Source organism: Phocaeicola fibrisolvens, assembly GCF_025567125.1.
Taxonomy (GTDB): domain Bacteria; phylum Bacteroidota; class Bacteroidia; order Bacteroidales; family Bacteroidaceae; genus Phocaeicola; species Phocaeicola fibrisolvens.
Genome location: NZ_JAOQJI010000049.1, coordinates 1 through 20,806 on the forward strand (window position 1 = coordinate 1; position 20,806 = coordinate 20,806).

Consider the following 20,806-nt stretch of genomic DNA (forward strand, 5'->3'; position numbering starts at 1 on the left):
CTCCCATTTTTCAGTGTCCCCGGACTCATTCAGGAAGCTGATGGTAAGCCCACCCAAAAAAAAAACTCCCATTTCTCAGTGAATCGCACTTGAGAGGTCGTATTTGTTTGAACTGGATATACCGGTTCTTCGAATGTTTTTGTTGCCATAATTCTGAGTTTTTTACGAAGTAAACTTACCGAGTTAGATTTCAAAAAGACATTGTTTTATTTACGCTTGTGCGTCCCGTACAGGCGTGATTTGAGAGTAGTGCTGCGCTTGTGGTTTGCTTCCTCTATTTTATCGACAAGCAAACCGCAGAACTCTTCGCCGTACATGTAGGCCATCTGTTCCTTCAGCACCATGATGGATGCAAAGTAGGGGCGGGAAAACCATTCTCGAGGTTTACGCGGATTGCCGGATGTATAGTATCCACCGGGTTTTGGCCCAACTTTGCGAGGCACATTTAGCCCGTGTTCTTCACGATAGACCGGGTTTAATATCTCTAAGTCACCGCCGTTACCTTTGGTATATCCTTTACCGACACCCATGTCCTGATATATGCCGTACTCCAGAAACTTGTGCTGAATGGTAGATACTGAGTCCGTGGAAGATATGACGTTATCACGTATCTGCTGGTGAAGTGAGTATGTATTAATGACATGCAGCCGTTCGATTTTCTCTCGCCAGATTGTTACCATCATTTCCGCCCAGGCTTCCTGATATTTCCTGCGGTCTTCATCGGTAGCTGCCGGTCTGTTTGTGTCCGTTTTAGCCATCCCACTCGTCCTCCATATAACATAAATCAGTTGGTTCCGTCAGCTCTACCATGAAGTACAGTCCGGTGCATCCGGAAATGAAATACTCCCCCAGTTCACGGGCGTAGATTTTGGAGACATTCAGGAAGGATAAATCCAGGTCTTCGTAGATGTATTTGTCACGGATCATGCGGGAATGGAACTGTCGGAAGAGATGCCGACAGATGTCAAGCTTTTCCGCCCGGTCGGTCATGTCATCGTATTTGTACCGGATCAGGAGAAATACCGTGAAGGTACGCTTCTTGAACCAGCCACCACCGATTTGTTCTACGGCAGCGTCGTTGGTATCATCGACACAGACGAAAGCGGATTGTTTCCGGAAATTGTCGAGCACATCCTGAAGGGAATTGATTCCGCTACAGGAACACGGGTAGAACGAGTTGGCTGTGGCCAGCTTGTTCTTTTCGGTCAGCTCTTTAAAATAAGCGTGGCCGTCAAAGAATTTATTTGTGTCCATCTTGTCTTGATTTTATGATTTGAATATCGTGTGCTTTTGCGTCCAGTTCAGTCAGGGCTCGCCAGCAGTCCATCTGCAGGACTTCCTTTTCTTTCGTCACGTCTCCGCCGGTCAGTGCCCGGATCTGGGCGTTCATCGCGCCCATCAGGTCGGGCAGTTCCGGCTGATCAGCGTCGGCCGGTCGATGGAATGGCTGGAAGAAATGGGGGAATAGGGATATGAAATACAGTTTGACGCTGCCCCACCAAAGGAATACGGATACCAGTTCGTATTCCTTGATACGGGAAAAGGCAGCCTTCAGTGAGCCTCTGGCACCAGGATTCTTCTTGTACAAGAAACCATACAGGGATTTGAGTTGGGAAATATCCTGCGAATACAGGTAGCCCTGGTAGTGGTTCTCGCAACAAAGGTAATCTTCGAAGCTCAGTCCGTGCAGCATCGTATCGATGGCGTATCGGCCGCCTATCTTGTCCAGACGGACGGGGTAGGCGTTGGGCTCGGAAATAAAATCAATTTGCCGGAGAAAGCTGCGCACCTGCCAGTCCTGAAGGATGAATCTCAATATCTTGTGCCAGTTCAGGCGGAACGTGCACAGCCACCCTCCCTTGACTCGCTTCCGGACACGGATTCCGGTAAAGCGCATGAAGACGTAGGTCTTTGCCTTGGCCGGAGGAAACAGGGTGATGACCAGGAACACATATCGAAGCTGTTCTTGGTTGAGCTGCTGCCACGAAGTGGGGAAACGGAAATCGAGGATTCTACCCCCAAAAGTATGTGGAATCGTCTTTCTCATTTTTGTAGGTCTCAAAATGTTTGACTTTGTACGCCTCGGAGTCCTTGTAAGCAGTGAAGGTTTCTGCCTTGGCTTCCGCGTAGTTCTCGATGCGATCCAGCATGGCCTTTGCCGTCGGCCAATCCTTTGCAATGCAGAATCCGATAAACTTGCACATGTAGTCGGCCATAGCGGTTTCTTCTTTGGTGTACGCATTGTGCCGGGTCTGTTCAAGGATATGGTCGAAGAACTCAGCCGACACGTGCTGCCGGAGTTTTTCTTCTGCCTGATACATGCGGGAACGACATTCTACCAGCTTGGAACGATGAACGTCTGCGGACGGGAATTCGACGTACATCTTCAGCTGCCGTGCGGTGTAAATCAGGTTCGGGATGTTGATACGAGCCTGTGCTGTATCCGCCCAGTCAGTTCCGACCAGCAATTCCAGGCACCGGTCGTATGCGTCCTCGGCGGAGTTGGTGACTTGCTGCAGCAGGTTCTTCACTCTGTCTGCAGAAGCCGGGGCCAGATTCTGGTTAGACACTACGCCAAAGCCTGTCGGTGTTAATACCAGGTCGAGCTGCGGTATCTGTTCTTGATAGGTACGCAGACAAACCAGTTTTACGACGGCCGCCTCGAGGCCGGGAACAGTATCCAGTTTTTCGGCCATGTCGCCCAGCAGCACCCGGTTAATGCTTTGTAGGGTATCGTCGAGGTGAGGGGCGATCATGTCGTAGACCTCTGCCGTAGAATTGGTGGCAGAGGTGCATATTCTTTCGAAAACATTTTGTGAAAATGTGATAGCCATATTGATTTGTTTTAGGATTGACTTTCAAGGTCGGAAGCTGTCTTTTGCTTCGCGTCGGTGTTCTGGTCAAGGGTGGTAAGAAGTACCATTGGAATGTCTGGATACACCTTTTCACCCCATCCGTTATACGCAATTACAATCTGATGAGGGATGTTCATCAGGTCGTGGAAGGGAATCTCCAGTGCCTGTTTGAGTGTGAACAGCTCTCGTTTGTCGGAACCGGAGTTGTTACTCTGTCCTTTGCCGGGCGTGGCTCCCACCAGGTTGGGGTGGATATTGTCGCCGTAACAAGTAATGTTGCTGGCCTCCTGAATGTCTTCGCTCCAGTCGCCACCCTCCTTTCCGGTCTCGATGATGTTGATACGCACCATGCGGACCTCACGGCCATTCGGGTCGATGTAGTATCCGGTTATCCAAACCTTGCCGCTGTTTTCGATTCCGGAAACAAACTTCTTGATATTTTCCTTCTCCTTTTTGATACGTTCCATCTTCTTCAGCGGGTCGGTAATGTGCTCTTCCGAACAGATATTACTCCAATAGTCCTTGTGCACTTCGACCTGGTATTTCACGCTGGCATGGTTGCGCAGCTTCGCTTTTTTACCTTTCCCGATCAATCGCTTGATGTCGTACCAGTCGCCCCGGAAAATGCTGGTGTAATAGGGGATGGGGTAATACTGGAAGCCGGGCGTCGGGAATCGCACCAGGATGGCGAATTTCTTGTCTTTCGTTCGGACTCTCGTTTGTCCGTCACGCCCCGGCTCGCGCCCCATGAGTACCATCAGGTCGCCCAGTGGGTCTCGCGGATCAAGCAATCGGATGACTTCGTAGTCATCTGGACTGAGTGAGGCGTTGTCGCGGAAATTGGCATAAATCACGTGGTTGATTTTGCCGTATCTTGCTTTTTCGAACCGACAGTAACAGGCTTCTTTGTGAATCAAACGATTAATCTTTTTACCGTCCTTGGAAAGAATGATGACCGACACGCAGAAAAAGAAATACTTCATGTCCGTGGCCTGCTCGAGCTGGAACAGTGGCAGACTGTTGCGGACCAACCAGCTCTTAATCTCCGGATGGGTGGTAGGTTGCTTGGTATCTACGTCCATATACTTGAGCCCGGCCCCGTAACAGGTGATGACGTTAAACAGTTTGTTTTGGCTCATGACTTCGTCCTGACCTATCATCTTGATAATTTTGAACGGCAGTTGGTTGTCTTCGCCAAAATTGACATACGCCATGCCTTGCCGGTTCGGCACAGGTGTTGTGCTGATGTTCGCATCTTCGTCGAATACCTGGCTGCTGTCTTCCACGGAAGCCATTTCGGTGTTTATTTTGGATACCTCGATGTCGAATATTTCACCAGGCATAAAATTGTCGTCGTATTGTGAGATTGTGGGTTCCATATTAGAGATAAATTGTCATGTTGTTAATTTCGAAAAGGGATATGTCACGGAAAGAACGGATTAGGCCGGATGCCGGAAGGCGGACCCGGTGAAGTCCCTGGCGCCAGTGGGAGCCAACGCACACCGCGCCTCGGTATTCCAGAATGTCGCCTGTGCTGAGCTTCCACAGCTTCAGGTTGCAGGGTTGCCCGGACTCGAGCAACCTCAATGCGTCTTTGATATGTATTACGTTCATAGGCTTTAATTGTATGTGTCATCGAATGAGTCGTCGAAGATGTCCGGAAGCAGACGGAGCCGCTGCTGGCACCGGGATGCGAAGATGTAAGAGACAGTGAAAGCAAACAGTCCGTCGTCTTCATCGCTCCGGCTGGTATTGCTTTCGGTGATGGTTATCGGGATGTCGCCGGATTCATCCATCAGCCAGACTTCGGTCGCCCTTGCCACATCGTCGGCCAGGGCGAACATAGATTCAGGAATGTAGCCAGTATTGAGTGTGTGCTTGCGCTGCTCGTCAACATGATAGGTCTTGTATTGTCCGGCGAAGTAAGCTGCACTTCGGGTCAGTTCCGGTTCAACTGTGTCACCGCCTACAAAGTAGAATGTCTCGATAACACCAAACGAGTTCCGGAACTTTAGACCGATAGATTCCGGTTCGTCCTGGTCCACGCGGAAGGTCTGCTTCCGGGCACCGGCCAGGATGGTGTACCGCAGCAGTTTGTAGCCGGACTGTGTGAATTGGGAAGGGGATACATCAATGGAACGGATGCCATAGTCGGCTACGTTGCCCAAGGAACGGGTGGACTTGAGCAGTTGGTTCTGGTTGTTGACGAAGATACATTCTGCCGTCACTGGGATGGTCGTACCTCCGGAGGATAGTTTCCCGGTCGTAAGGTACAGCGTTTCCGTGCGGCCAAAGGAGGTGATTTTGTCACGTCCGGCCAAGGTTGTCAGAAAGTAGTCCGCTACAAAATCCTCTGCACTGCAGGGGACGATTGGACGGCATAGCAGTACCGTGAAATTTGTGGAATTATCCCACAGACTATCCGCTATCATTTCGTATGTGAAATCTGTGAGCGGCTCATTGATTAAATAAGATTCGAGCAGAGAAAGCAAATCCAATATTCGGATAATATTTTGGGAGTCTGGTGTATATGATTCTTGCAAAATTACAGAATCATTTTTCTTCAAAATGAATGTAACCTCTTCATCTGCATTGATTACGATTTCATTAAGTTGAGAAGAAAGCGCAAATTCCGGTATTTTTTGAGTGACAGAAACCATGATTCTTTGTTTTGCTCAAAGATACCTGGTGTGGAAAAGGGGTAAAAAGACAAAAGGCGCAGCGCCCTCACGGCGCCACGCCTTCACACTATCAATGTAGAAAAAATGTAATCATCTAAAAACTCGCAGTCTATCTGCGCAGCATCATCCATGCCGGCCGGCCATCGGGCCCGATGGTGAGCTTGTATCGTAGTTCTACCATCGTGGCCGCAATCTGGTTGATGCTGATGTCGGCCATCTCAGACAGTTCGTCTTGAATCTGCTGTGAGGTCTTGTATATCACATTCTCGCTTTCCCGTTCCACCGGGAGATATTCCTGGAAGTAACGGATAAGGATATATTTGTCGAATTTGATTTTATCAGCTGCCATGTTCTGCCTCCTTTCTGTCGTTTAAAGCGCGTTGGATTAGTTTGCTTAGTTGCTCCATTTCGGGGCGGGTGCAGCATAGTTTTTCATTTCCATACATGAGGATGCTGTATTGTTCGAACAGTACCGTGTCTTCTTCGTATGCCTGGTATTTATCGACACGGAATATCGGTCGCTGTAAAGAGTCGGTCATCGTAATCCTCCTTTCTTGCAAAGTAAGATGGAACAAGCGAACCAGCACAAGCAGACAACGGCTGCCAGCCAGTGAGTGAAGATGGAACAGGTGAGCAAGCAAAAAGAAGCCAATGCTTGGGACACCAGCACAGTCTGAAGGTTAGTGACTTTCTCTTCCATGATGGAGGAGAACAATACATTTTCACGATTTAGCCATAAAGAAATGCGGCTTTCTTTCGCCTGGCTTACAGGCAATGCAATTTGATTTTTCATTTTTGTACGACATTTAAAATGAAACAATATTTTGATAAAGTACGGGAAGAGAACAAGAAAAGTTCCGCTCCCCGTTGTCGTACACCTGAATCAGGCAGTGGGTCCATTAAGACTCCACACGGGACGGAACTTATACGATATAGTAAACCACAAGGCATAAAAAATGCCCGCAGCATAAAAATGGCGAGCCATCTCGCCTGATTCAAATGTACGACATCGCAAATGTATGTTTTTGTTTTGAAATAGCAAAAGAAAAAGCGGAAACTTTTTAGTGTTTCCGCTTTTTATAGGGCCTCTGGGTTATGTTCTCAGTACTTCATAGGGAGTACTCCAGTACTGCTACGGAAGTACTATAGTACTTTCAGGGAAATACTGCAGTACTGGCTAAGGAGTACTGGTGAAGTTAGAAACCTTCCTCAAATGATGTTTGTTCAGAAAGAGCTTTTGTTATCAAGTTGTATTCCTCAAACAAGAAAGCTCCTACTTCATCTTTCTTGTATCGTTTATATTCATAGTCTCTTTTTTCTGCATTGACCTCAAGTCTGATTTTCTTAATTCCTTTTTTTAATTTCTCAATATCTTCTTTGCTGATTTTATATTGAGCAATGATTGTATATCTGTGTATATTGTAGGTTAAAGAAACTACCTCACCTATGTTATCTTCCGCTTTCTCTTTGCAAAATAGTTTAATAACTTCATCATCATATAATTTAATGAGCATAGGAGAGTCTTTAAACACGTAAAGACTATTTAGGTCTGTTGTTACAGCCATTACGTCAAGTGTGTATTCTAAAGGTTCATTGCCTATTTGGGAAACGGATAATCCGAGTTCAAAATACAATTCACTTTTTGTTGTATAAGAGGAGTTTTTTGTTGTTGAAATAAATCTGGAACCTGTCACTATCTTTATACCATCGGACGTTTGCTGATTTGATTCAATAATAGGATATTGGTTATAAGCACCGAAAAATCCTATTTTATAACCTTTTTCTTGAGCTACCATTGTATTGAAGGACATGAAAGTAGCCAATAATATTAATAATAAATTCTTCATAGATAAATTGTTTTAGTTTTCAGTCTCATCATCATTGTCAATGACAGCTTCCATGGAATTTTGTTGCTGTAACCATTTTTCTTTTGCTTCTTTGTCTGAAAGCATAGATTTTTCAATTGCCAATGTTTCTTTATATTCTAACGCAGCTGCAGCCATAGTCCATTTGACTTCTAATCCTCTTTTTTCTACTTCTTCTTTAATTGCAGAAATAGGTATTCTGAAAAATTCTTTTCTAGGGTTAACCTTATTCACCTGATTTTGTACAAAATATTTATGTAGAGCTGTTTCTAGTCCAGGAGCATCCTCAGAATAAATCATTGCATGAACATCAAACGGGAATGGAACGCTGGCATCACCCAGTTCTCTGACGCGGTCTAATGGCTCCAGTCTTCTTGTCATACCGATTTTAAATACATTCTCACCAAATGAACCGATATTAGATATTATATAAACATGTCCGGACTTCGTTTGCTGAGCCATAGATAAAGCCCTTTGGTTCTTTGCTTCTGCTTCTTGCAGTTTGACTTGTAAATCGGCCAACTGAGCTTCATACTTAGCTTTTTGCTCTGCACTGGCCTTTTCGATTGCCTGTTGAGCTTTTTCCATGGCACGGCGAATAGTATCTTCCTCTTTAGCTGCTTCTTTCATTGCACGTTCATATTCGCGACGTGCTTTCTCTTCTTCTCTAATCTGTTCTTTAATTCTCCGTTGCTCTTCTCGCTCTTGAAGTTTTAGTTCATAGACGATAGCTCCCCATTTTAATTCATCTAATCGTGCCTCGAGATAAACTTCAGTAATGTGAGCATTTCTAAATGCCATTCCTAAATTATTCACTAAAGAATAAGCATCACGGATTTTCTGTTCCAAAATACCGTGGTTGTCTTTTTTTATCATAGATAAAATAGAATCCACTTTACCGTTAAACGCGTCAAGAACGAAATTTTCAGCAGTGGTTCTTCTATTTGTTTCTACATAATCACATTTTGAAGCATTGCCACTCTTTATGAGCATTTTTGTTTTTTCTCTTGCATCTTTTAGCCTTTGTCCTGCTTCATCATATCCAAATTCTTCTGCTAAATCGTCTAATAAAGAAAAGGTTGGTTTAAGATATTCATCACCATATCCTTCAATCACATTTTTCATAGCCTTTGCTACATTTTCGTAGTGTTGGGCCTTTTGGGCAATCTCATAAGCATCTCCTGCGATTGTTTTAGCTTTTTCTTCTGCTTGTTCCAGCATTAATGTAGCTTGTCTGGTCGCATCTGACTTTATACGTTCGGCCTCCTCTTTACTCTTTTGTATCAGTTCCCGGTTAGATTTTCGGATTTCTGATGTCTCATTTTTTGCTGATTCTAAATCAAGATTTGCTTGCTGAATAATGCTTTTGGCATTCTCTTCAGCCTCTGTAATCATACCAGATGTTTTCTGTTGGGCTGAGTTTATCATATTGTCAGCTCTTTCTTGAGCAGAAGAAACAATGTCTGAAGCTTCAGCTTTTGCTTTTTCTAACCTTTCTGCAGCTTCTTTGTCTGCATCTAAAGCAGAAGAATATACTTCTAATTTTTGGTTTCGTTCTGCTAATTGCTCATTGGTGTCTGTTAATTGAACATTTGTTTGATGTAAATCATTTAGAGTAGAACTTAACTGCTGCTTTTCTTTATCTAATTCTTTAATATTGCTTTTTAAAGATGATAGCTTATATCCTAAGTAAAAGATAATAGCAAGTAAACATGCTGATATATAGATAAAAAGTAAATCCATAGGTAATATCTTAGTGTTTAGTTATTTCGTTCATAATTTCGCATAATTCTTTCTCGTAAATGAGCCGGATGTTCTTTCCTTTGGCATTGAGCTCTTCAATCTTTTTGAGTTTGGATGGGCCGGCACCTTCTCCGACGATGACAATGTTTGTTTTGCCTGATATTGTCGTATTTATGTCTGCACCGAATGATTTCAGAATAGAACCGAGCTCATCGCGGTCAGGGTAGGCGCAAAAGACACCTGTAATCACCACTTTCTTTTGGAAGAAAATCGTATCCTTGTTTTCTATGTCTTCCTCGGATAAAGGCATCAAGGTGTCATGGTCGTACTTACGTGCGTCCTTGTTTGCCATCACTTCCTTCAGGTCGTAATGTGCAAGGTCTTTCGCCAGGTGTCCCTGGTAACAAAGGTAGAGCTTAGCACAGGCTTCCGCATCGGCCAGCGCGTCGTGGTGATTGACAAGCAGGATTCCGTTTTCTTCACAGCATGTTTTCAGGCCTTTGCCGTACAGTTCCAGTGTGTCGACGTAGTGACTCAGGTCAATTCCGGTCAGTCCATAGTATCCCATGCAGACTTTGAAAACGTTGATGTCTGTGGAGCTGTTATGGCATACAATCGGAAGATCTTCGATGAAGGATTTTAGTAAAGGGAATAGTTCGGAGAAGGTGGGGGCGTCGGCTACCATCTCATCCGTCAGTCCGTGTACATGGGTGTTGCGTTCGGTTCTGGAGTCAGGTATCGGTTTGATAAGTGAATAGAACTTTTGGCTGATAACTCCGTTGTGGACTCTTACAAGCCCTATGGCGCATGCACTGGTCAGCTCCGGTGTCATGGTCTCAAAGTCTATTGCGACGAAATCTTGTGTTTTCATTTGGCCTATTAAATTTGTTATAAAAATAATAGTCCAAATGTAATAAAATGTTTAGAGGAGGGCAAAAAATCCAATAAAAAAGGAGCCTACTAAGAGGCTCCTTTTATCTCTCAGTCAAAGCAAAGTGTTGAATTAAACAGTGACCGACATTAAATCTTTTGCTAGATTATGTAACCCTCTGGCTATTTTTTCAGCCTGTTGAGGGCGTGGCTTGCTTCTGCCTGCTGCATAATGTGCAAGCTGCTTTTGGTTTATTCCAGTAATAGTTTGTAGAGCAGAAAAAGAGAAAATACCCTGATAATAAAGTAATAGGCTTTGCACGTCAAATTTGTACACAAGTTCATATTCTCCATCAAAGACCGCAGGATATTCATCTCCGTCCTTTTTGGCGCAATCTACATAAAAGCGGATGCTGTCGACAACCTCTTTTTTAAAGTTGTCAAAATCACCAGTAGTAGCTACAATCCACCCAGGGAGTAATTCACATGAACCACTATATCCGTTTTCAGTACGTGCGGTTTCAATAACAACTTTATCCATATAATATTGTATTAAGTTTTCAAATAAAGCGGTCTTATTAGGACCGCCTATGTTGAATTAAAAATCTATTAGAGCAAGCGCTCAGGGTTAAAATTTTAACCCTGATTGCTTTTCAATACTCTTTAGCAAAAATCCCCAAACATCGTCTGAAGTATGACCGTTGACGGTTACTTTTCCTTTCTTGACAGGATGTTTGAACTGACGATGGCTGCCTTCTTGATTCGATAGATACCATCCATCATCCTGCAATTTCTGGAGAATTGCTGAAACTTTCACTGTCTTCATAGATCACTGTTTTAATTCAACAGTGCAAAGATAGTAATTTTACTATTATCTACAAATGAAAACGATAAAATAATAGTAAAATAGTTACTATTATCGCCGCTTTTAGGCGTAGAAAAATCGAAATACCTTATTCCCCGCCGCCCGATTTTGCCGCCAACGTAGTGATCAGCAGCAAAATCGGGCGGCGGGCGGCCGTGACGCTACCCACCTCCCAATCTCTGCTACGGCCATTTGCAGCCCCTACAGCCGACCTTCGTCACCGTAGCTGTAATGACTTCCATCCGCTACGATTACATGGTCAAGTAGTCTTATATTCATAGTCCTGCCAGCTTCCAGCAGGGCATGGGTTAATCGGTCATCATCTTGGCTCGGGCGCGTATTTCCCGATGGATGATTGTGGCAGAGTATCATGGATGTGGCATTGCAGGTGAGGGCTTCCCGCAAAATTACTCTTACATCTACCTGTGTGCTGGCAAGTCCTCCGACTGAAATACGCTGTTTTCGGATGATTCTTCCTGCTTGGTTCAAGTAGATTGCCCAACATTCTTCTACCTTTAAGTCAGCCATGTAGGGGTGCATTACTTCATACACGTCTGTACTGGAGTGTATTGTCTTTCTGTTGTTTTTCCGTTCCTTGATACGCTTGTATAGTTCAATGACTGCCAGTGCCATTTCTCGGCGTGCTGGTGTCAGCAGGTTACAAACATCTTCTATCGACACATCGTTTCCGTTCGCCAACATGGCGTTCACTTGATTACTCGTTTCCTTGCTGTTAGTAAGCTGATACACTACTTCTGCATCACTCAGGTGGCTGCACTCGCCACAAATTTCGAATAAATCTTTCATAAGGTTGATTATTAAATTGTTAGACAAATAAAGTTTTCGCTAAAAACATACCTCCCAAAACCGAAGCCCCCAGCATTTCCAAATGGCAGGCAAAACGGGCATAAGAGAAACCTCGGGTTATCACGTCATCAAATACAAGTACCTTTTTCCCCTTGAAATAGTCTTTGTCAAGATTGATTACTTCCACATTATTGACGTGCTTTCCTGGTTTACTTTCGTGGATTGCCAGTCGTTCGCCCTCTACCGTGATATGGTCGTATCCGTTCTGGACTCCAGAAAGCCGCGCCACTTCTGCGGAAAACTCTTTGTATCTGATTTCATTTTTCCGCTGGCTGCTGGCTGGGATACAAACAAAAACCATGTCACTCGCTGACGTGCCAAACTGCTCACGGATTTTCTTGGCAACAAGCTGGGCAGCCGAAACGGCACATTTACCGTCTTTGAATGACCACACAAATTTTCTCACTTGCCAATCCCTTGCACTGGCTTTATACTTCGTGGGCAGGTAGTCAAAAAAGCTGAACATGTACTTTCTGCATTGGTTTAACATGGATTCGGTAAAGGTTTTCATATCAGTGGTTTTAGAGTTTTATTCTTGAACCTCGAGCCGAGGTAGTGAGCCTTTTCTTCTGCTCTTCCTTCTCTGAGTTTTTTTTATTCCGTCGCCTTTCGCTGTCGGTTTGTTTCGCCTTTTTACACTGCCTCAAAAGGTGTTGCCAGCCGTGAAAGACAAGTTTTCACCGTAAAGCCCTGCCTTGAATACTACTCCGAAGGGGTGGAGATTTTTACGTGAACAGCGCCTGAACTTGGCATACGGTAGGCAACATTTACCTTTGCAGTGAAGAAAAGGCGTAACCGGCAGTGAGAGGTGACACCGATATGAATTCCGAAGAGAAGAACAGAAGAGCAGTCAAACAATACATAGCTTTAGCTATACCGCCAGTAGGGAAAGCAATGGGGCGGGTGGGCCGCTGCGTGAACGCTATCTTCAGCCCAGAAAGACTACCGAGTGTCTTTCTACCTTGTTACCCGGGAAATTCCCTGAATTTACCGGGTGCCAGCAGATTGTGAGCCAGTAGATTAGCATCCAGAAATAAGGATAAACAGATAGAGTTTTTTGGTATTTCCGCTCCTCAAATTTATAATGTGCACAGAATCAAATATTTACATAAATTAATAAATGCAATCTGTATTGAGGTCTATGAAGGGTTGGCCCCACCGCACAACGAAATCTTAAATTATTTAACGTTAAAATATACGGAATATGTTAATATTATTAACAGTGAAGGGTGGAAAAATATAAAAATAACCCTGACAACAATTTATATGCTTATCAGGGTTTACTTTAAGAATAGAAACTAATTAGCTTATTGAAAACTACATAGAGGATGTCACAAACATGTCGAATGTCATCTGGGGGAAACGCTCACAGCCGATACACAGAGTATCGAACGCATCCGAACCGTCCGTTCTCGCCTGAAGCTGGTCTTCTTCTGTTTCTGCCAGCTTCTCACCTCGCTTGTCTTTGCCCCCATTGTACACGCCTGCAGTCTGTACTGAGATAAGCAGGTCTTCGTTATTCTGCACATTGAAGAAAGGAGACAATCTGGCTCTACCAGCAAACATGCGGTTGATGAGTAACCACTTCTCAATATGCTTCATAGGACTTCCAATATATACATTACGTACTTCCCAGCCTCTATCCTTGAAAGCACGCTCGACAACGTAATGAAAGTCTTCGTCATTGACCGCATAGTTTGAGCCTAAGGCCGTACTGTCGTAATAGAATATCACTTCCTTGTGTCGCTGGTGTCGGTAATACTTGCAGAAGTCATCCACCAGTGCCTCGAGCTTACGCTCATACTTTACCCAGAACGACTTAATCACCTTCAGCCGGTTCCGGTCCGGCTGACCGGCTACCAGCCAGTTGATATTCGCGTTGAAGTCAAATGCGATGCAAATAGGTTTGTCCCTGTCAAGGTCGACATCCATTAAGCAGGAAGGCTCCTTGATTTTGTCGAACTGGTATTCCAGGCTGTCCAGGTAGCTGAAGTCAGTCGCATTGTATTTGTGTGCTTCTGTCATGCTGGAGTAGAAGCCGTCTCGACTGATACCGATACGTCGGCAGAGAATGGCCGTCTGGAAGGTGAGTGGGGGAAGGTCACGCTTCATCTGATTAATGAACGCTTCCCCCAGCAGCTGCATATTCTCGATTGTGGAGAACTCTCGGTACAGAACTGCCACAGAACCCATCCGGCACACGTCACGGTTCAGGGTACGCAGATAGTCCTTCAGGTATAAAGGAACCGGTTCAGATTTAGCCTGAAGGTCGCGGATGCGCTTCTTCGTCCGCCAGATTTCATGTACTGTCGCCTGGATGACTTCTATCAGTTCCGGGTCGCATTTCTTTTCGTAGTCCAGGAACCAGGAGCCTTTTTTCGTCACCGGCATATCGGAGGTAATCAGCATGCCATGGTGGAAGTAGTGATGCCCGAAATACTGCTTGTTACCACGGTTTGCCGGAAGAGTTTCGTCCTTCAACTGTTCGAAGTCGATGTACTTAGCTTCGTCGATGTCGAGGTAATCAAATGAGAATGAGTTGGAGGTACCGGAGCGGTCCTGGCTGATAATGTATCCGATAGAGCCGTTGTATAAAGAAATCACATTCTCCCAGTTGTCGGGCTGGAAGATAGGCTCACCCCATCCCCAGGACTTCGGCGGTTTTTTGCCGATAGTCCAGTGGACATCACGCTTGAATCCCCAGCGTTGCCAGTGGATCAGCATGGAAGGGATGGTGTTGGTGAGGGCACGTTTACAGTTGGCCGCGACAAAACCGGTGATGCTTCCTGGCATGCGCTGCATGTTGCGCAGGTTGATGGCGGCATGAATAGGACCTTTTCCCCAACCACGTCCGGCACAAAGAACGATTGTCTTTGCAGGGGTAAATATGACCTGCTGCTGCGTTTCATGGAAATACTCTCTCATGGTTCAGGCTCCTCCTGTGATTTTTTCGGATTGAAAATATCGTCTTCGTTGAAGTCGGCATCTTCAAACTCGATTTCTTGTACATCCTCATTCATGTACTGCTTTATCTTGTCTGCAATGCGCTGCCGAATGTTCGGTATCGGCTTGATTCCGATAATCGTCGGGTCGCTGTCCGGCTGGAAAGGCTGTACCACAATCTTGTCGTAACCTAAATCCTTGGCATCCTCCTTGTCGAGCTGCATGTACTTGGCATAGTAGTTGTCACAGGCGGCCATCGCCCGGGCGTCCTTCATGCGCCTGGCCATCTCGTAACTTTCTTCGTTGCGCTGTATGAATCGGTAGCGATGGTAGTCTTTGGTGGCCTTGTTCAAATCACCCAGCAGGTATTTGATGATACGGATGTCTTCGTAGGCGGCTGACTTCTGTATCTGGTATCGCTTCTGAATCTCCAGTACGATTTCCTGTTCTCGTATGCGCGGGTACTGGAGCCAGTAATTATACATGTCCCGAAGTCGGAGCAGACGCTGCTGGATGACTTCGGGAATGTTACGCTCTCGCATTTCGTCGACCGAGGCGAAGAGGTTTTCTTTGGCAATATCAATTGTGGAGGGTAATGGCATAGTTATAAGTCTTCGTCGGAATCCATGTCACGGATGTAGGAGCCGACAAGCTGCACCGCCAGCGGACTTCCGGCTTCGGCCAGCTCCAGCTCGTTTTGTCTGATCTGTAATGCCCGCTCGGCTTTCCTTTTACGGTAGGCTATGCTGGCCGGATGGGATTTGTCGGAAATGATTTCTCGCAGACAGCGTTCGTCTACGTCCATCAAGACTGCAATATCCGATACCGGAGTGAGCATCGTGGCAAGTTCCTTGATTCTGTCAATCTGTGCTGAAGTGAATTCCATTGAGGTGTATGCTTCGGGTATTAATAATCTCTGAAAACTGGTCTCGTAAGGTAAGAAAGATGTCGGGCTGCGTCGTGATCATCGCACATTCGGTCCGGTTTCCTCGCGTCTGGTTCTGGCTGGTAACGACTGTGACCATCCAGCGGTCATTTTCGATAAGCAGCACCTTGGAATGATTCTCCGTGAGGTACACTTCATCGAACACGGAAGACATAAAGGTGTACAGATTTACGGTCTTCTTGGCAGCCTTCAGGTCGGCCATCAGGACAGAATGAATAATCAGCTTTCGTTTTCGGAGGGAGAACAATCTGCGCAAGAACTCTTCGGAAGTAGAGAAGGTGGACACGTAGACTTTAGCCGGGCCGGTCTGTGACAGGATGAACTCGAGGACATCAAAAAGCTGAAGCCGGTTATCCAGGTACGCCTGTAAAGGCACATCGGATAACGGCTTCAGCAATCGAGTAACATGTTTCATGCTTTCAACCCTAATTCACGTAAGGCATTCACCTGGTCTTCTCCTACGTTGTTTCCGGTGGAGATAAGGAAGTCGTATCTCTGCTGTACTTTGGCCAGCAGCTTCTCGTACTTCTCCTGGTCTCCGGATTCCTTCAGCTCTGCCAGTTTCTTCTTGTTATCTGACAGATAGCCGCGGGCTGCACTGACTTTTTTGGCCATTTCAGCGGGGTCTTCAGGTGATTCACCTTCTGTACCGCCGGCACCCTGAGTGTCCGGATTGAAATGGTCGTACTTGTTCATGTTATCCCGATATCTGGCATCCAGCTCTTCCAGTTGCTTCAGGTATTCGTACCTGTCGCATGGAAGAGCATCCTTCATGGTTTTCAAAGTCTCAAAAGTCTGCTTCAGGCGGAAGTAGATGTCTTTGTTGTCTTCCCACAGCTGACGGATTTCTTCAGGTAATGAATCATGATCCGAACGTTTACCCTTTGCGATGGTAGCGTCCTGCGGTGTGTCGTCGTCGGAACTGATTTCAGAATGGAAGGTAGCCAGTGTTTCCGCTACGGACGGTACCAGCTCTTTGTCCATCTTGACCACGTCTTGAATCGTTTTGCGGTCCAACCGGATGGCAAGGTGTTTCTTCAGCTCATACTCAATCTTGCTTGCAAACTTTTTCGGGTTGTGGGAAATATTCTGATAAAGGATGCGGTTCCGGTTCAGCTTGAGCACCATTTCCGCACCTTTCATCAAGTCGCGATTGGCTGGCTCCGTATTGAGCCAGCCTTGCATGTCTTTGGTTAACTGTTCATCTATATACATAACTGATGTCTCCTTTTAATTATCCACCCGGCAGGATGGCGCTGCCATCCGCTCCGGAAATCTCGCCATCTTCTGTTTCGATTTTACCTGTGTAGAACGGTGACGGGCAAATGTCCGTACACTGTGCCGTGAGGGTGGTTCCAGCTGTTCCGGATTCACCTTCACCTGATGTCTGTGAGATAGTGACCGAAGGATCGTATGCTTCAGAACCTATCACCCGGAATTTACCATTCCGCTGCTGGCATAAGAAGATAAGTTCATCAACGTTAGCCTGTCGGCAGAACCCAGAGGCTTCCTCATCTGTACCAGAATGGTAAAGAGTTGCCTTATTTAAAAAGGTAGGTGAAGGCTTTTCACCTTGTGAATCCGCAGTGATAGATGATTTCGTAGTCAAGAGTGCAATGCTCTGCCATTTTTTGTCAGCGGCCAGCCCGAAATCTTCCTTGTATGTCGCCAAAGAAGCCATGTTTTCTGCATCATCAATGTCCGGTAATTTGGGCCATTTTGTAATCCAGCTTTTGGGAATGAAATATACTTTGTTTCTGATACCTGGCTGCGAGGTCTGACCTGGACACCAGGACAGGGATTCGTACATCCCTTTGCTTGTACAATCTACTGCCATAATTTACCCTCCTATGCCAGCGAGAACCGGAGTTGTACCGTCGATGGCTCCAACCAGTAATCGCTCTTTAGAAATTGATTCGAACTCTGTACCGAAGAACAATGTGGCTATGTAATCCAACTTGAAGGCATGATGCTTTTCGACGGTGATATTTTCCGCATCAGCACCGTTACCGAAACCGACGAGCATATTGCTCTTTGTAGACAGATGGATGAATGGTGAGCCAGCCTTGTTTGCCAGCGGAACAAGTTCACAACGACCATTTGAACCTTCAAGAACAGTCTTCTCGAAACTGGTGTTGTAAGGTACATGGCCTACGGTAGCCTGATAATCGTCTACATAATTGTCATATACACCCTGTGGAATGTACAATTTTGTTTGGGTCTCACGCAAAACAGGGTCAGCTGCACGGTAGAAGGCTTTTAATACATCTACAGCATTGTCTTTGCTGATAGCTTCGATAGTGAACATGTTTCCTAATTCCTCTGAAATTTTAGCCGCGTCCTTCTCGGTTTTGGTAATTGTATCAAAACCATTGAACAATTCCTTGCTTTTTGTACCACCGTCATTGCGTTTTGCGTCCCAGATGTGCAGATTCAAATTTGCACCCAGTTTTGCGGTTAAAAAAGTAAGCACCTGACGGGAAATATCCACATTTTTCAGTGCTTCGCCTTTGGAAATCAAGTTCCCATATACGGTCTGCCAAACGGAGTTTGGAGAAAACTTCTTTACAACGCTACCGAGGAAGGTTTCCAAGATGCGTGGATTGATGGATACACCATCGGTATCTTCTCGACCTTCGTCATACGGGCCCAGTTCAATGTCTCCAGAGAGTTCGCCGACAACTTCTTTGCCGCGTACACCCGGTCTCTGAGTCATGTGCTGTAATGTGGAACCTAATGCCAGTACCGGCATCATCAGCAATTCTTTACGGTAACGGATAGCCGACTTAGCCAGCTGTTCGTCAGTGATTTTTACGTGTCCAGTAGTGTCTGCCATTATAATATATCCTTTACGTCGTTAAACATTTCTTGTGCTGTGTTGAGCTTTGTGAGATCATCATCGTCTCCTTCGTCACCATTGATGTGGGTGGTATCTTCGCCATCCGATTTTTGCAGATTCTCATTCTGTTTTTTCAAGTCGGAAATCTGGCTGTCTTTATCAGAAGACTCCTGCTCCAGATTGGCGATGCGGTCATTGAGGGCCTTGACCTGGTCTTCGGTAAGCGTAACCTTACCATCTTTGTCAACTTCCACACCCTCGATATTCAAGATGGAATTGACTTTCTGATAATCCTTTTTCATTTGTGTTGTTGAATGATTAAGTGGTTTATTTTGTGCCTTTGGAGTATCCGGCTGGTGTCCTTTTAAGAATTTATTCACAAAGTTGTTGAACCAACTGGGTGCGGTTTCTGCTTCTTGGCTTTCGGTCTTGTCCTCCATGGCGGGTAATGCAGGAAGATGGAACATGTTGAAGCGGGTCTTCATGGCATCGTCGAAGTTCAGCTTCGAACCGTCTTCTACAATTTCATCGATAAATCCGTATTTGAGTGCTTCCTGGGCGGTAAGCCAGCGGCCTTCCTTTAAAATAGGAAGAATGTCGTCCACTCTTTTCTTGCACTTGTTGGCGTAGAGGTTGGCCAGCACCAAGTCCATCTTGTCGTTCTCCAGCTTGTTGGCCTTCAGGTCGTCGATGAGCTGCTGGATCTGGTCGGCGTTGTAGTTGCCCCAGGCATCCACCCAGTTGGATACCTTATGAATAAGGTAGAACGCATACTGAGACATGCAGGTTTTCTTTGCACCGGTAGCCAGGATGGTGGCGGCACTCGCCACGTATCCGTAAAGGTAGCAAGTCACGTTACCGTGATCAATGAACTGTTGCCGGATGTCGAGCGCATCATCCACCGAGCCACCTAGTGAAGAGACACGCACATTGACAGGCTTGTTTTTCAAACCTGACATCTGGCTGCGGACGAAGTTCTTTGAATATCCCCACGGGCCGATGTGTGAATCAATACTAATATTATAATTCATGTTGTCGAGAATTAGTCTACGCAATATTATACCTTATATATATTGCATAAAAAGACCTCAATCTAATATGGATAGCATTGGAATGGTGGAAGTTAGGGTCACTGTTACTGTTACTCCGGATTTTCCGGTGTCTGCTGAAGGAAAATTCTCGTCATTTTGGATGATGGGGTAGGGTTTGTCGGCGCAGCCGATCAGGAACTGGGAACCGGTGACGGTCGTCACCCGGAAACACAGCTTTTTGGCACCAGGTAATAGCTTTGCTGTGCGGAACATGGTGAGTTTGGTGGTGAAAATGCGTTGTTTGTTCTCGATTTTGTCTGAAATCTCGACTGAGCTTAGTCCGATGGTAGAGATTGGACTGAATTGTTGGAACACATTTAGCCAGATACCGCGGTCGGCTATGATGTCTGAGTGCTGAAGGTGATAGGCTTCGATGCATTCAACCTTTTTTATGTTTTGAATCAAATGTACCATATTTTCGTGATTAGATTATGTGTGTTCGATGTTGTGCGGGTCTGTACAAAAACAGCTTACTCATCCGAGCGTTTTCGGGTTAAAGAACCTAAAAAAATGCCTCTCCGACTATAATTTGTTCTCATGCGGTAGAATTTCTGTCGGACAGTCTCTGAGTAGTCGTCATCGATACCGTGCATTTCACACCAGGCGGCAATGGTCTTGTTCAGGCCGCAGTTCCGGCGAGTCAGGTCGCTCATTTCGTTCCATAGATTTGCCCGGAACAGGTCTTCGATGGTCTCCTTTACAGCCGCCTTGGCTTTTTTGCCTAGGTAGTTGTAATATTGTGGGGGCTTGGCCTTACTGTCTGGAATGACGATGGCTGTCAGATCATCGGCAGCCATTTCGGGGGAAACCTCCGGGGGGCGCTTCCGGAGGAATCTTCGGATGACAGCGTTCTCGTTGCTTTGTGGAGGAAACACAACGGGATTGCCCAAGCTGTTGTGAAGCCATTGCTTCAGGTAAGGTTCCAGTTTGATGTAAAAAACGATTTCGCTCATAATGAATGAATTATCTATTACAAAGATAATATATATATTACTTTTTAGTGATTTATATTCCTTTAAATTTGAAAAGTAGTTTCTGAAATATGACACACTTTTTGCCTTCTACACCTTCTACAATTTCTACAGATTCATAATTGTATTGAAAATCAATTATTTAAAAGAGTCTTTACTTTCTACAATTGTAGAAATCATGTAGAAAATGAAGTCTTTTGTAGAAGGTTTTAACAAAAACGGCATTTTGTAGAATTTTGTAGAAGGTTTGTAGAATAGTTGTAGAATGTA

Annotated in this window: 26 protein-coding genes; all 26 read right to left on the reverse strand. The window is 45.4% G+C overall.

The genetic code is table 11. From position 1 onward, the window contains the following. Window positions 1–206 precede the first annotated feature (206 nt). Window positions 207–758, reverse strand: a complete 552-nt coding sequence (locus OCV81_RS14990; protein WP_148330752.1) for a hypothetical protein — start codon at window positions 756–758, stop codon at window positions 207–209. After that, entirely contained in the window at window positions 751–1,254 is a 504-nt protein-coding gene (locus tag OCV81_RS14995) for a hypothetical protein (RefSeq protein ID WP_148330753.1), read from the reverse strand. Before OCV81_RS14995 ends, OCV81_RS14990 begins: the two co-directional genes overlap by 8 nt. Beyond that, window positions 1,241–2,047: a hypothetical protein gene (locus OCV81_RS15000; protein WP_148330754.1), complete on the reverse strand. Its 807-nt coding sequence runs from the start codon at window positions 2,045–2,047 to the stop codon at window positions 1,241–1,243. Before OCV81_RS15000 ends, OCV81_RS14995 begins: the two co-directional genes overlap by 14 nt. Then, the gene (locus OCV81_RS15005; protein ID WP_148330755.1) at window positions 2,013–2,834 is read right to left on the reverse strand and encodes a DUF6712 family protein; all 822 of its coding nucleotides are present in this window, start codon (window positions 2,832–2,834) and stop codon (window positions 2,013–2,015) included. Before OCV81_RS15005 ends, OCV81_RS15000 begins: the two co-directional genes overlap by 35 nt. Before the next feature lie 11 nt (window positions 2,835–2,845). Beyond that, entirely contained in the window at window positions 2,846–4,234 is a 1,389-nt protein-coding gene (locus OCV81_RS15010) for a hypothetical protein (RefSeq protein ID WP_148330756.1), read from the reverse strand. 240 nt (window positions 4,235–4,474) lie between these two features. Further along, the gene (locus OCV81_RS15015; protein ID WP_148330757.1) at window positions 4,475–5,515 is read right to left on the reverse strand and encodes a hypothetical protein; all 1,041 of its coding nucleotides are present in this window, start codon (window positions 5,513–5,515) and stop codon (window positions 4,475–4,477) included. 130 nt (window positions 5,516–5,645) lie between these two features. Beyond that, window positions 5,646–5,885, reverse strand: coding sequence for a hypothetical protein (locus OCV81_RS15020; protein WP_148330758.1), 240 nt, complete (start codon window positions 5,883–5,885; stop codon window positions 5,646–5,648). Further along, window positions 5,875–6,075 carry a hypothetical protein gene (locus tag OCV81_RS15025; RefSeq protein WP_148330759.1) on the reverse strand — a complete coding sequence of 67 codons (201 nt, stop codon included), beginning with the start codon at window positions 6,073–6,075 and terminating at the stop codon, window positions 5,875–5,877. The genes OCV81_RS15020 and OCV81_RS15025 overlap by 11 nt, the downstream gene beginning before the upstream one ends. Continuing rightward, the gene (locus OCV81_RS15030; RefSeq protein WP_148330760.1) at window positions 6,072–6,329 is read right to left on the reverse strand and encodes a hypothetical protein; all 258 of its coding nucleotides are present in this window, start codon (window positions 6,327–6,329) and stop codon (window positions 6,072–6,074) included. The genes OCV81_RS15025 and OCV81_RS15030 overlap by 4 nt, the downstream gene beginning before the upstream one ends. A gap of 403 nt (window positions 6,330–6,732) precedes the next feature. Further along, window positions 6,733–7,383, reverse strand: a complete 651-nt coding sequence (locus OCV81_RS15035) for a hypothetical protein (RefSeq protein ID WP_148330762.1) — start codon at window positions 7,381–7,383, stop codon at window positions 6,733–6,735. A gap of 12 nt (window positions 7,384–7,395) precedes the next feature. Continuing rightward, complete coding sequence (locus OCV81_RS15040; protein ID WP_148330763.1) at window positions 7,396–9,144, reverse strand: DUF4041 domain-containing protein; 1,749 nt, start codon at window positions 9,142–9,144, stop codon at window positions 7,396–7,398. A gap of 10 nt (window positions 9,145–9,154) precedes the next feature. Beyond that, a complete protein-coding gene (locus OCV81_RS15045; protein WP_148330764.1) occupies window positions 9,155–10,015 on the reverse strand; it encodes an exonuclease domain-containing protein in 861 nt (286 codons plus the stop codon). A 132-nt stretch (window positions 10,016–10,147) separates the two neighbouring features. Continuing rightward, window positions 10,148–10,555 (reverse strand): hypothetical protein, encoded by a 408-nt coding sequence (locus OCV81_RS15050; protein WP_148330765.1) that lies wholly within the window; start codon window positions 10,553–10,555, stop codon window positions 10,148–10,150. Between the two features lie 87 nt (window positions 10,556–10,642). Further along, the gene (locus OCV81_RS15055; RefSeq protein ID WP_148330766.1) at window positions 10,643–10,840 is read right to left on the reverse strand and encodes a type II toxin-antitoxin system HicA family toxin; all 198 of its coding nucleotides are present in this window, start codon (window positions 10,838–10,840) and stop codon (window positions 10,643–10,645) included. Window positions 10,841–11,080: 240 nt separating this feature from the next. Further along, a complete protein-coding gene (locus OCV81_RS15060; RefSeq protein ID WP_148330767.1) occupies window positions 11,081–11,686 on the reverse strand; it encodes a JAB domain-containing protein in 606 nt (201 codons plus the stop codon). 19 nt (window positions 11,687–11,705) lie between these two features. Continuing rightward, window positions 11,706–12,257, reverse strand: coding sequence for a phosphoribosyltransferase (locus OCV81_RS15065; RefSeq protein WP_148330768.1), 552 nt, complete (start codon window positions 12,255–12,257; stop codon window positions 11,706–11,708). Between the two features lie 806 nt (window positions 12,258–13,063). Further along, window positions 13,064–14,671: a hypothetical protein gene (locus tag OCV81_RS15070; RefSeq protein ID WP_148330769.1), complete on the reverse strand. Its 1,608-nt coding sequence runs from the start codon at window positions 14,669–14,671 to the stop codon at window positions 13,064–13,066. Beyond that, window positions 14,668–15,291 carry a hypothetical protein gene (locus OCV81_RS15075; RefSeq protein WP_148330770.1) on the reverse strand — a complete coding sequence of 208 codons (624 nt, stop codon included), beginning with the start codon at window positions 15,289–15,291 and terminating at the stop codon, window positions 14,668–14,670. Before OCV81_RS15075 ends, OCV81_RS15070 begins: the two co-directional genes overlap by 4 nt. Before the next feature lie 2 nt (window positions 15,292–15,293). Beyond that, window positions 15,294–15,575: a hypothetical protein gene (locus OCV81_RS15080; protein ID WP_148330771.1), complete on the reverse strand. Its 282-nt coding sequence runs from the start codon at window positions 15,573–15,575 to the stop codon at window positions 15,294–15,296. Then, complete coding sequence (locus OCV81_RS15085) at window positions 15,550–16,050, reverse strand: C4-dicarboxylate ABC transporter (RefSeq protein WP_148330772.1); 501 nt, start codon at window positions 16,048–16,050, stop codon at window positions 15,550–15,552. The genes OCV81_RS15080 and OCV81_RS15085 overlap by 26 nt, the downstream gene beginning before the upstream one ends. Continuing rightward, complete coding sequence (locus OCV81_RS15090) at window positions 16,047–16,850, reverse strand: hypothetical protein (protein WP_148330773.1); 804 nt, start codon at window positions 16,848–16,850, stop codon at window positions 16,047–16,049. Before OCV81_RS15090 ends, OCV81_RS15085 begins: the two co-directional genes overlap by 4 nt. Before the next feature lie 19 nt (window positions 16,851–16,869). Continuing rightward, the gene (locus OCV81_RS15095; RefSeq protein WP_148330774.1) at window positions 16,870–17,472 is read right to left on the reverse strand and encodes a hypothetical protein; all 603 of its coding nucleotides are present in this window, start codon (window positions 17,470–17,472) and stop codon (window positions 16,870–16,872) included. A 3-nt stretch (window positions 17,473–17,475) separates the two neighbouring features. Next, the gene (locus OCV81_RS15100) at window positions 17,476–18,471 is read right to left on the reverse strand and encodes a hypothetical protein (protein WP_148330775.1); all 996 of its coding nucleotides are present in this window, start codon (window positions 18,469–18,471) and stop codon (window positions 17,476–17,478) included. Further along, on the reverse strand, window positions 18,471–19,505 hold the full coding sequence (locus OCV81_RS15105; RefSeq protein ID WP_148330776.1) for a Clp protease ClpP: 1,035 nt from the start codon (window positions 19,503–19,505) through the stop codon (window positions 18,471–18,473). Before OCV81_RS15105 ends, OCV81_RS15100 begins: the two co-directional genes overlap by 1 nt. A 57-nt stretch (window positions 19,506–19,562) precedes the next feature. Further along, window positions 19,563–19,979 (reverse strand): hypothetical protein, encoded by a 417-nt coding sequence (locus tag OCV81_RS15110; RefSeq protein ID WP_148330777.1) that lies wholly within the window; start codon window positions 19,977–19,979, stop codon window positions 19,563–19,565. A gap of 56 nt (window positions 19,980–20,035) precedes the next feature. Further along, the gene (locus OCV81_RS15115) at window positions 20,036–20,518 is read right to left on the reverse strand and encodes a hypothetical protein (RefSeq protein WP_148330778.1); all 483 of its coding nucleotides are present in this window, start codon (window positions 20,516–20,518) and stop codon (window positions 20,036–20,038) included. Window positions 20,519–20,806: the final 288 nt, after the last annotated feature.

Excerpts from the sequence above, each read along its gene's own strand:
- OCV81_RS15105 (WP_148330776.1), bottom strand. The coding sequence starts at position 19,505 with ATGAATTATAATATTAGTATTGATTCACACATCGGCCCGTGGGGATAT.
- OCV81_RS15030 (WP_148330760.1), bottom strand. The coding sequence starts at position 6,329 with ATGAAAAATCAAATTGCATTGCCTGTAAGCCAGGCGAAAGAAAGCCGC.
- OCV81_RS15060 (WP_148330767.1), bottom strand. The coding sequence starts at position 11,686 with ATGAAAGATTTATTCGAAATTTGTGGCGAGTGCAGCCACCTGAGTGAT.
- OCV81_RS15025 (WP_148330759.1), bottom strand. The coding sequence starts at position 6,075 with ATGACCGACTCTTTACAGCGACCGATATTCCGTGTCGATAAATACCAG.
- OCV81_RS15055 (WP_148330766.1), bottom strand. The coding sequence starts at position 10,840 with ATGAAGACAGTGAAAGTTTCAGCAATTCTCCAGAAATTGCAGGATGAT.
- OCV81_RS14995 (WP_148330753.1), bottom strand. The coding sequence starts at position 1,254 with ATGGACACAAATAAATTCTTTGACGGCCACGCTTATTTTAAAGAGCTG.
- OCV81_RS15005 (WP_148330755.1), bottom strand. The coding sequence starts at position 2,834 with ATGGCTATCACATTTTCACAAAATGTTTTCGAAAGAATATGCACCTCT.
- OCV81_RS15090 (WP_148330773.1), bottom strand. The coding sequence starts at position 16,850 with ATGTATATAGATGAACAGTTAACCAAAGACATGCAAGGCTGGCTCAAT.
- OCV81_RS15035 (WP_148330762.1), bottom strand. The coding sequence starts at position 7,383 with ATGAAGAATTTATTATTAATATTATTGGCTACTTTCATGTCCTTCAAT.
- OCV81_RS15085 (WP_148330772.1), bottom strand. The coding sequence starts at position 16,050 with ATGAAACATGTTACTCGATTGCTGAAGCCGTTATCCGATGTGCCTTTA.
- OCV81_RS15015 (WP_148330757.1), bottom strand. The coding sequence starts at position 5,515 with ATGGTTTCTGTCACTCAAAAAATACCGGAATTTGCGCTTTCTTCTCAA.
- OCV81_RS15045 (WP_148330764.1), bottom strand. The coding sequence starts at position 10,015 with ATGAAAACACAAGATTTCGTCGCAATAGACTTTGAGACCATGACACCG.
- OCV81_RS15100 (WP_148330775.1), bottom strand. The coding sequence starts at position 18,471 with ATGGCAGACACTACTGGACACGTAAAAATCACTGACGAACAGCTGGCT.
- OCV81_RS15070 (WP_148330769.1), bottom strand. The coding sequence starts at position 14,671 with ATGAGAGAGTATTTCCATGAAACGCAGCAGCAGGTCATATTTACCCCT.
- OCV81_RS15020 (WP_148330758.1), bottom strand. The coding sequence starts at position 5,885 with ATGGCAGCTGATAAAATCAAATTCGACAAATATATCCTTATCCGTTAC.
- OCV81_RS15075 (WP_148330770.1), bottom strand. The coding sequence starts at position 15,291 with ATGCCATTACCCTCCACAATTGATATTGCCAAAGAAAACCTCTTCGCC.
- OCV81_RS15115 (WP_148330778.1), bottom strand. The coding sequence starts at position 20,518 with ATGAGCGAAATCGTTTTTTACATCAAACTGGAACCTTACCTGAAGCAA.
- OCV81_RS15040 (WP_148330763.1), bottom strand. The coding sequence starts at position 9,144 with ATGGATTTACTTTTTATCTATATATCAGCATGTTTACTTGCTATTATC.
- OCV81_RS15010 (WP_148330756.1), bottom strand. The coding sequence starts at position 4,234 with ATGGAACCCACAATCTCACAATACGACGACAATTTTATGCCTGGTGAA.
- OCV81_RS15095 (WP_148330774.1), bottom strand. The coding sequence starts at position 17,472 with ATGGCAGTAGATTGTACAAGCAAAGGGATGTACGAATCCCTGTCCTGG.
- OCV81_RS15110 (WP_148330777.1), bottom strand. The coding sequence starts at position 19,979 with ATGGTACATTTGATTCAAAACATAAAAAAGGTTGAATGCATCGAAGCC.
- OCV81_RS15065 (WP_148330768.1), bottom strand. The coding sequence starts at position 12,257 with ATGAAAACCTTTACCGAATCCATGTTAAACCAATGCAGAAAGTACATG.
- OCV81_RS15080 (WP_148330771.1), bottom strand. The coding sequence starts at position 15,575 with ATGGAATTCACTTCAGCACAGATTGACAGAATCAAGGAACTTGCCACG.
- OCV81_RS15000 (WP_148330754.1), bottom strand. The coding sequence starts at position 2,047 with ATGAGAAAGACGATTCCACATACTTTTGGGGGTAGAATCCTCGATTTC.
- OCV81_RS15050 (WP_148330765.1), bottom strand. The coding sequence starts at position 10,555 with ATGGATAAAGTTGTTATTGAAACCGCACGTACTGAAAACGGATATAGT.
- OCV81_RS14990 (WP_148330752.1), bottom strand. The coding sequence starts at position 758 with ATGGCTAAAACGGACACAAACAGACCGGCAGCTACCGATGAAGACCGC.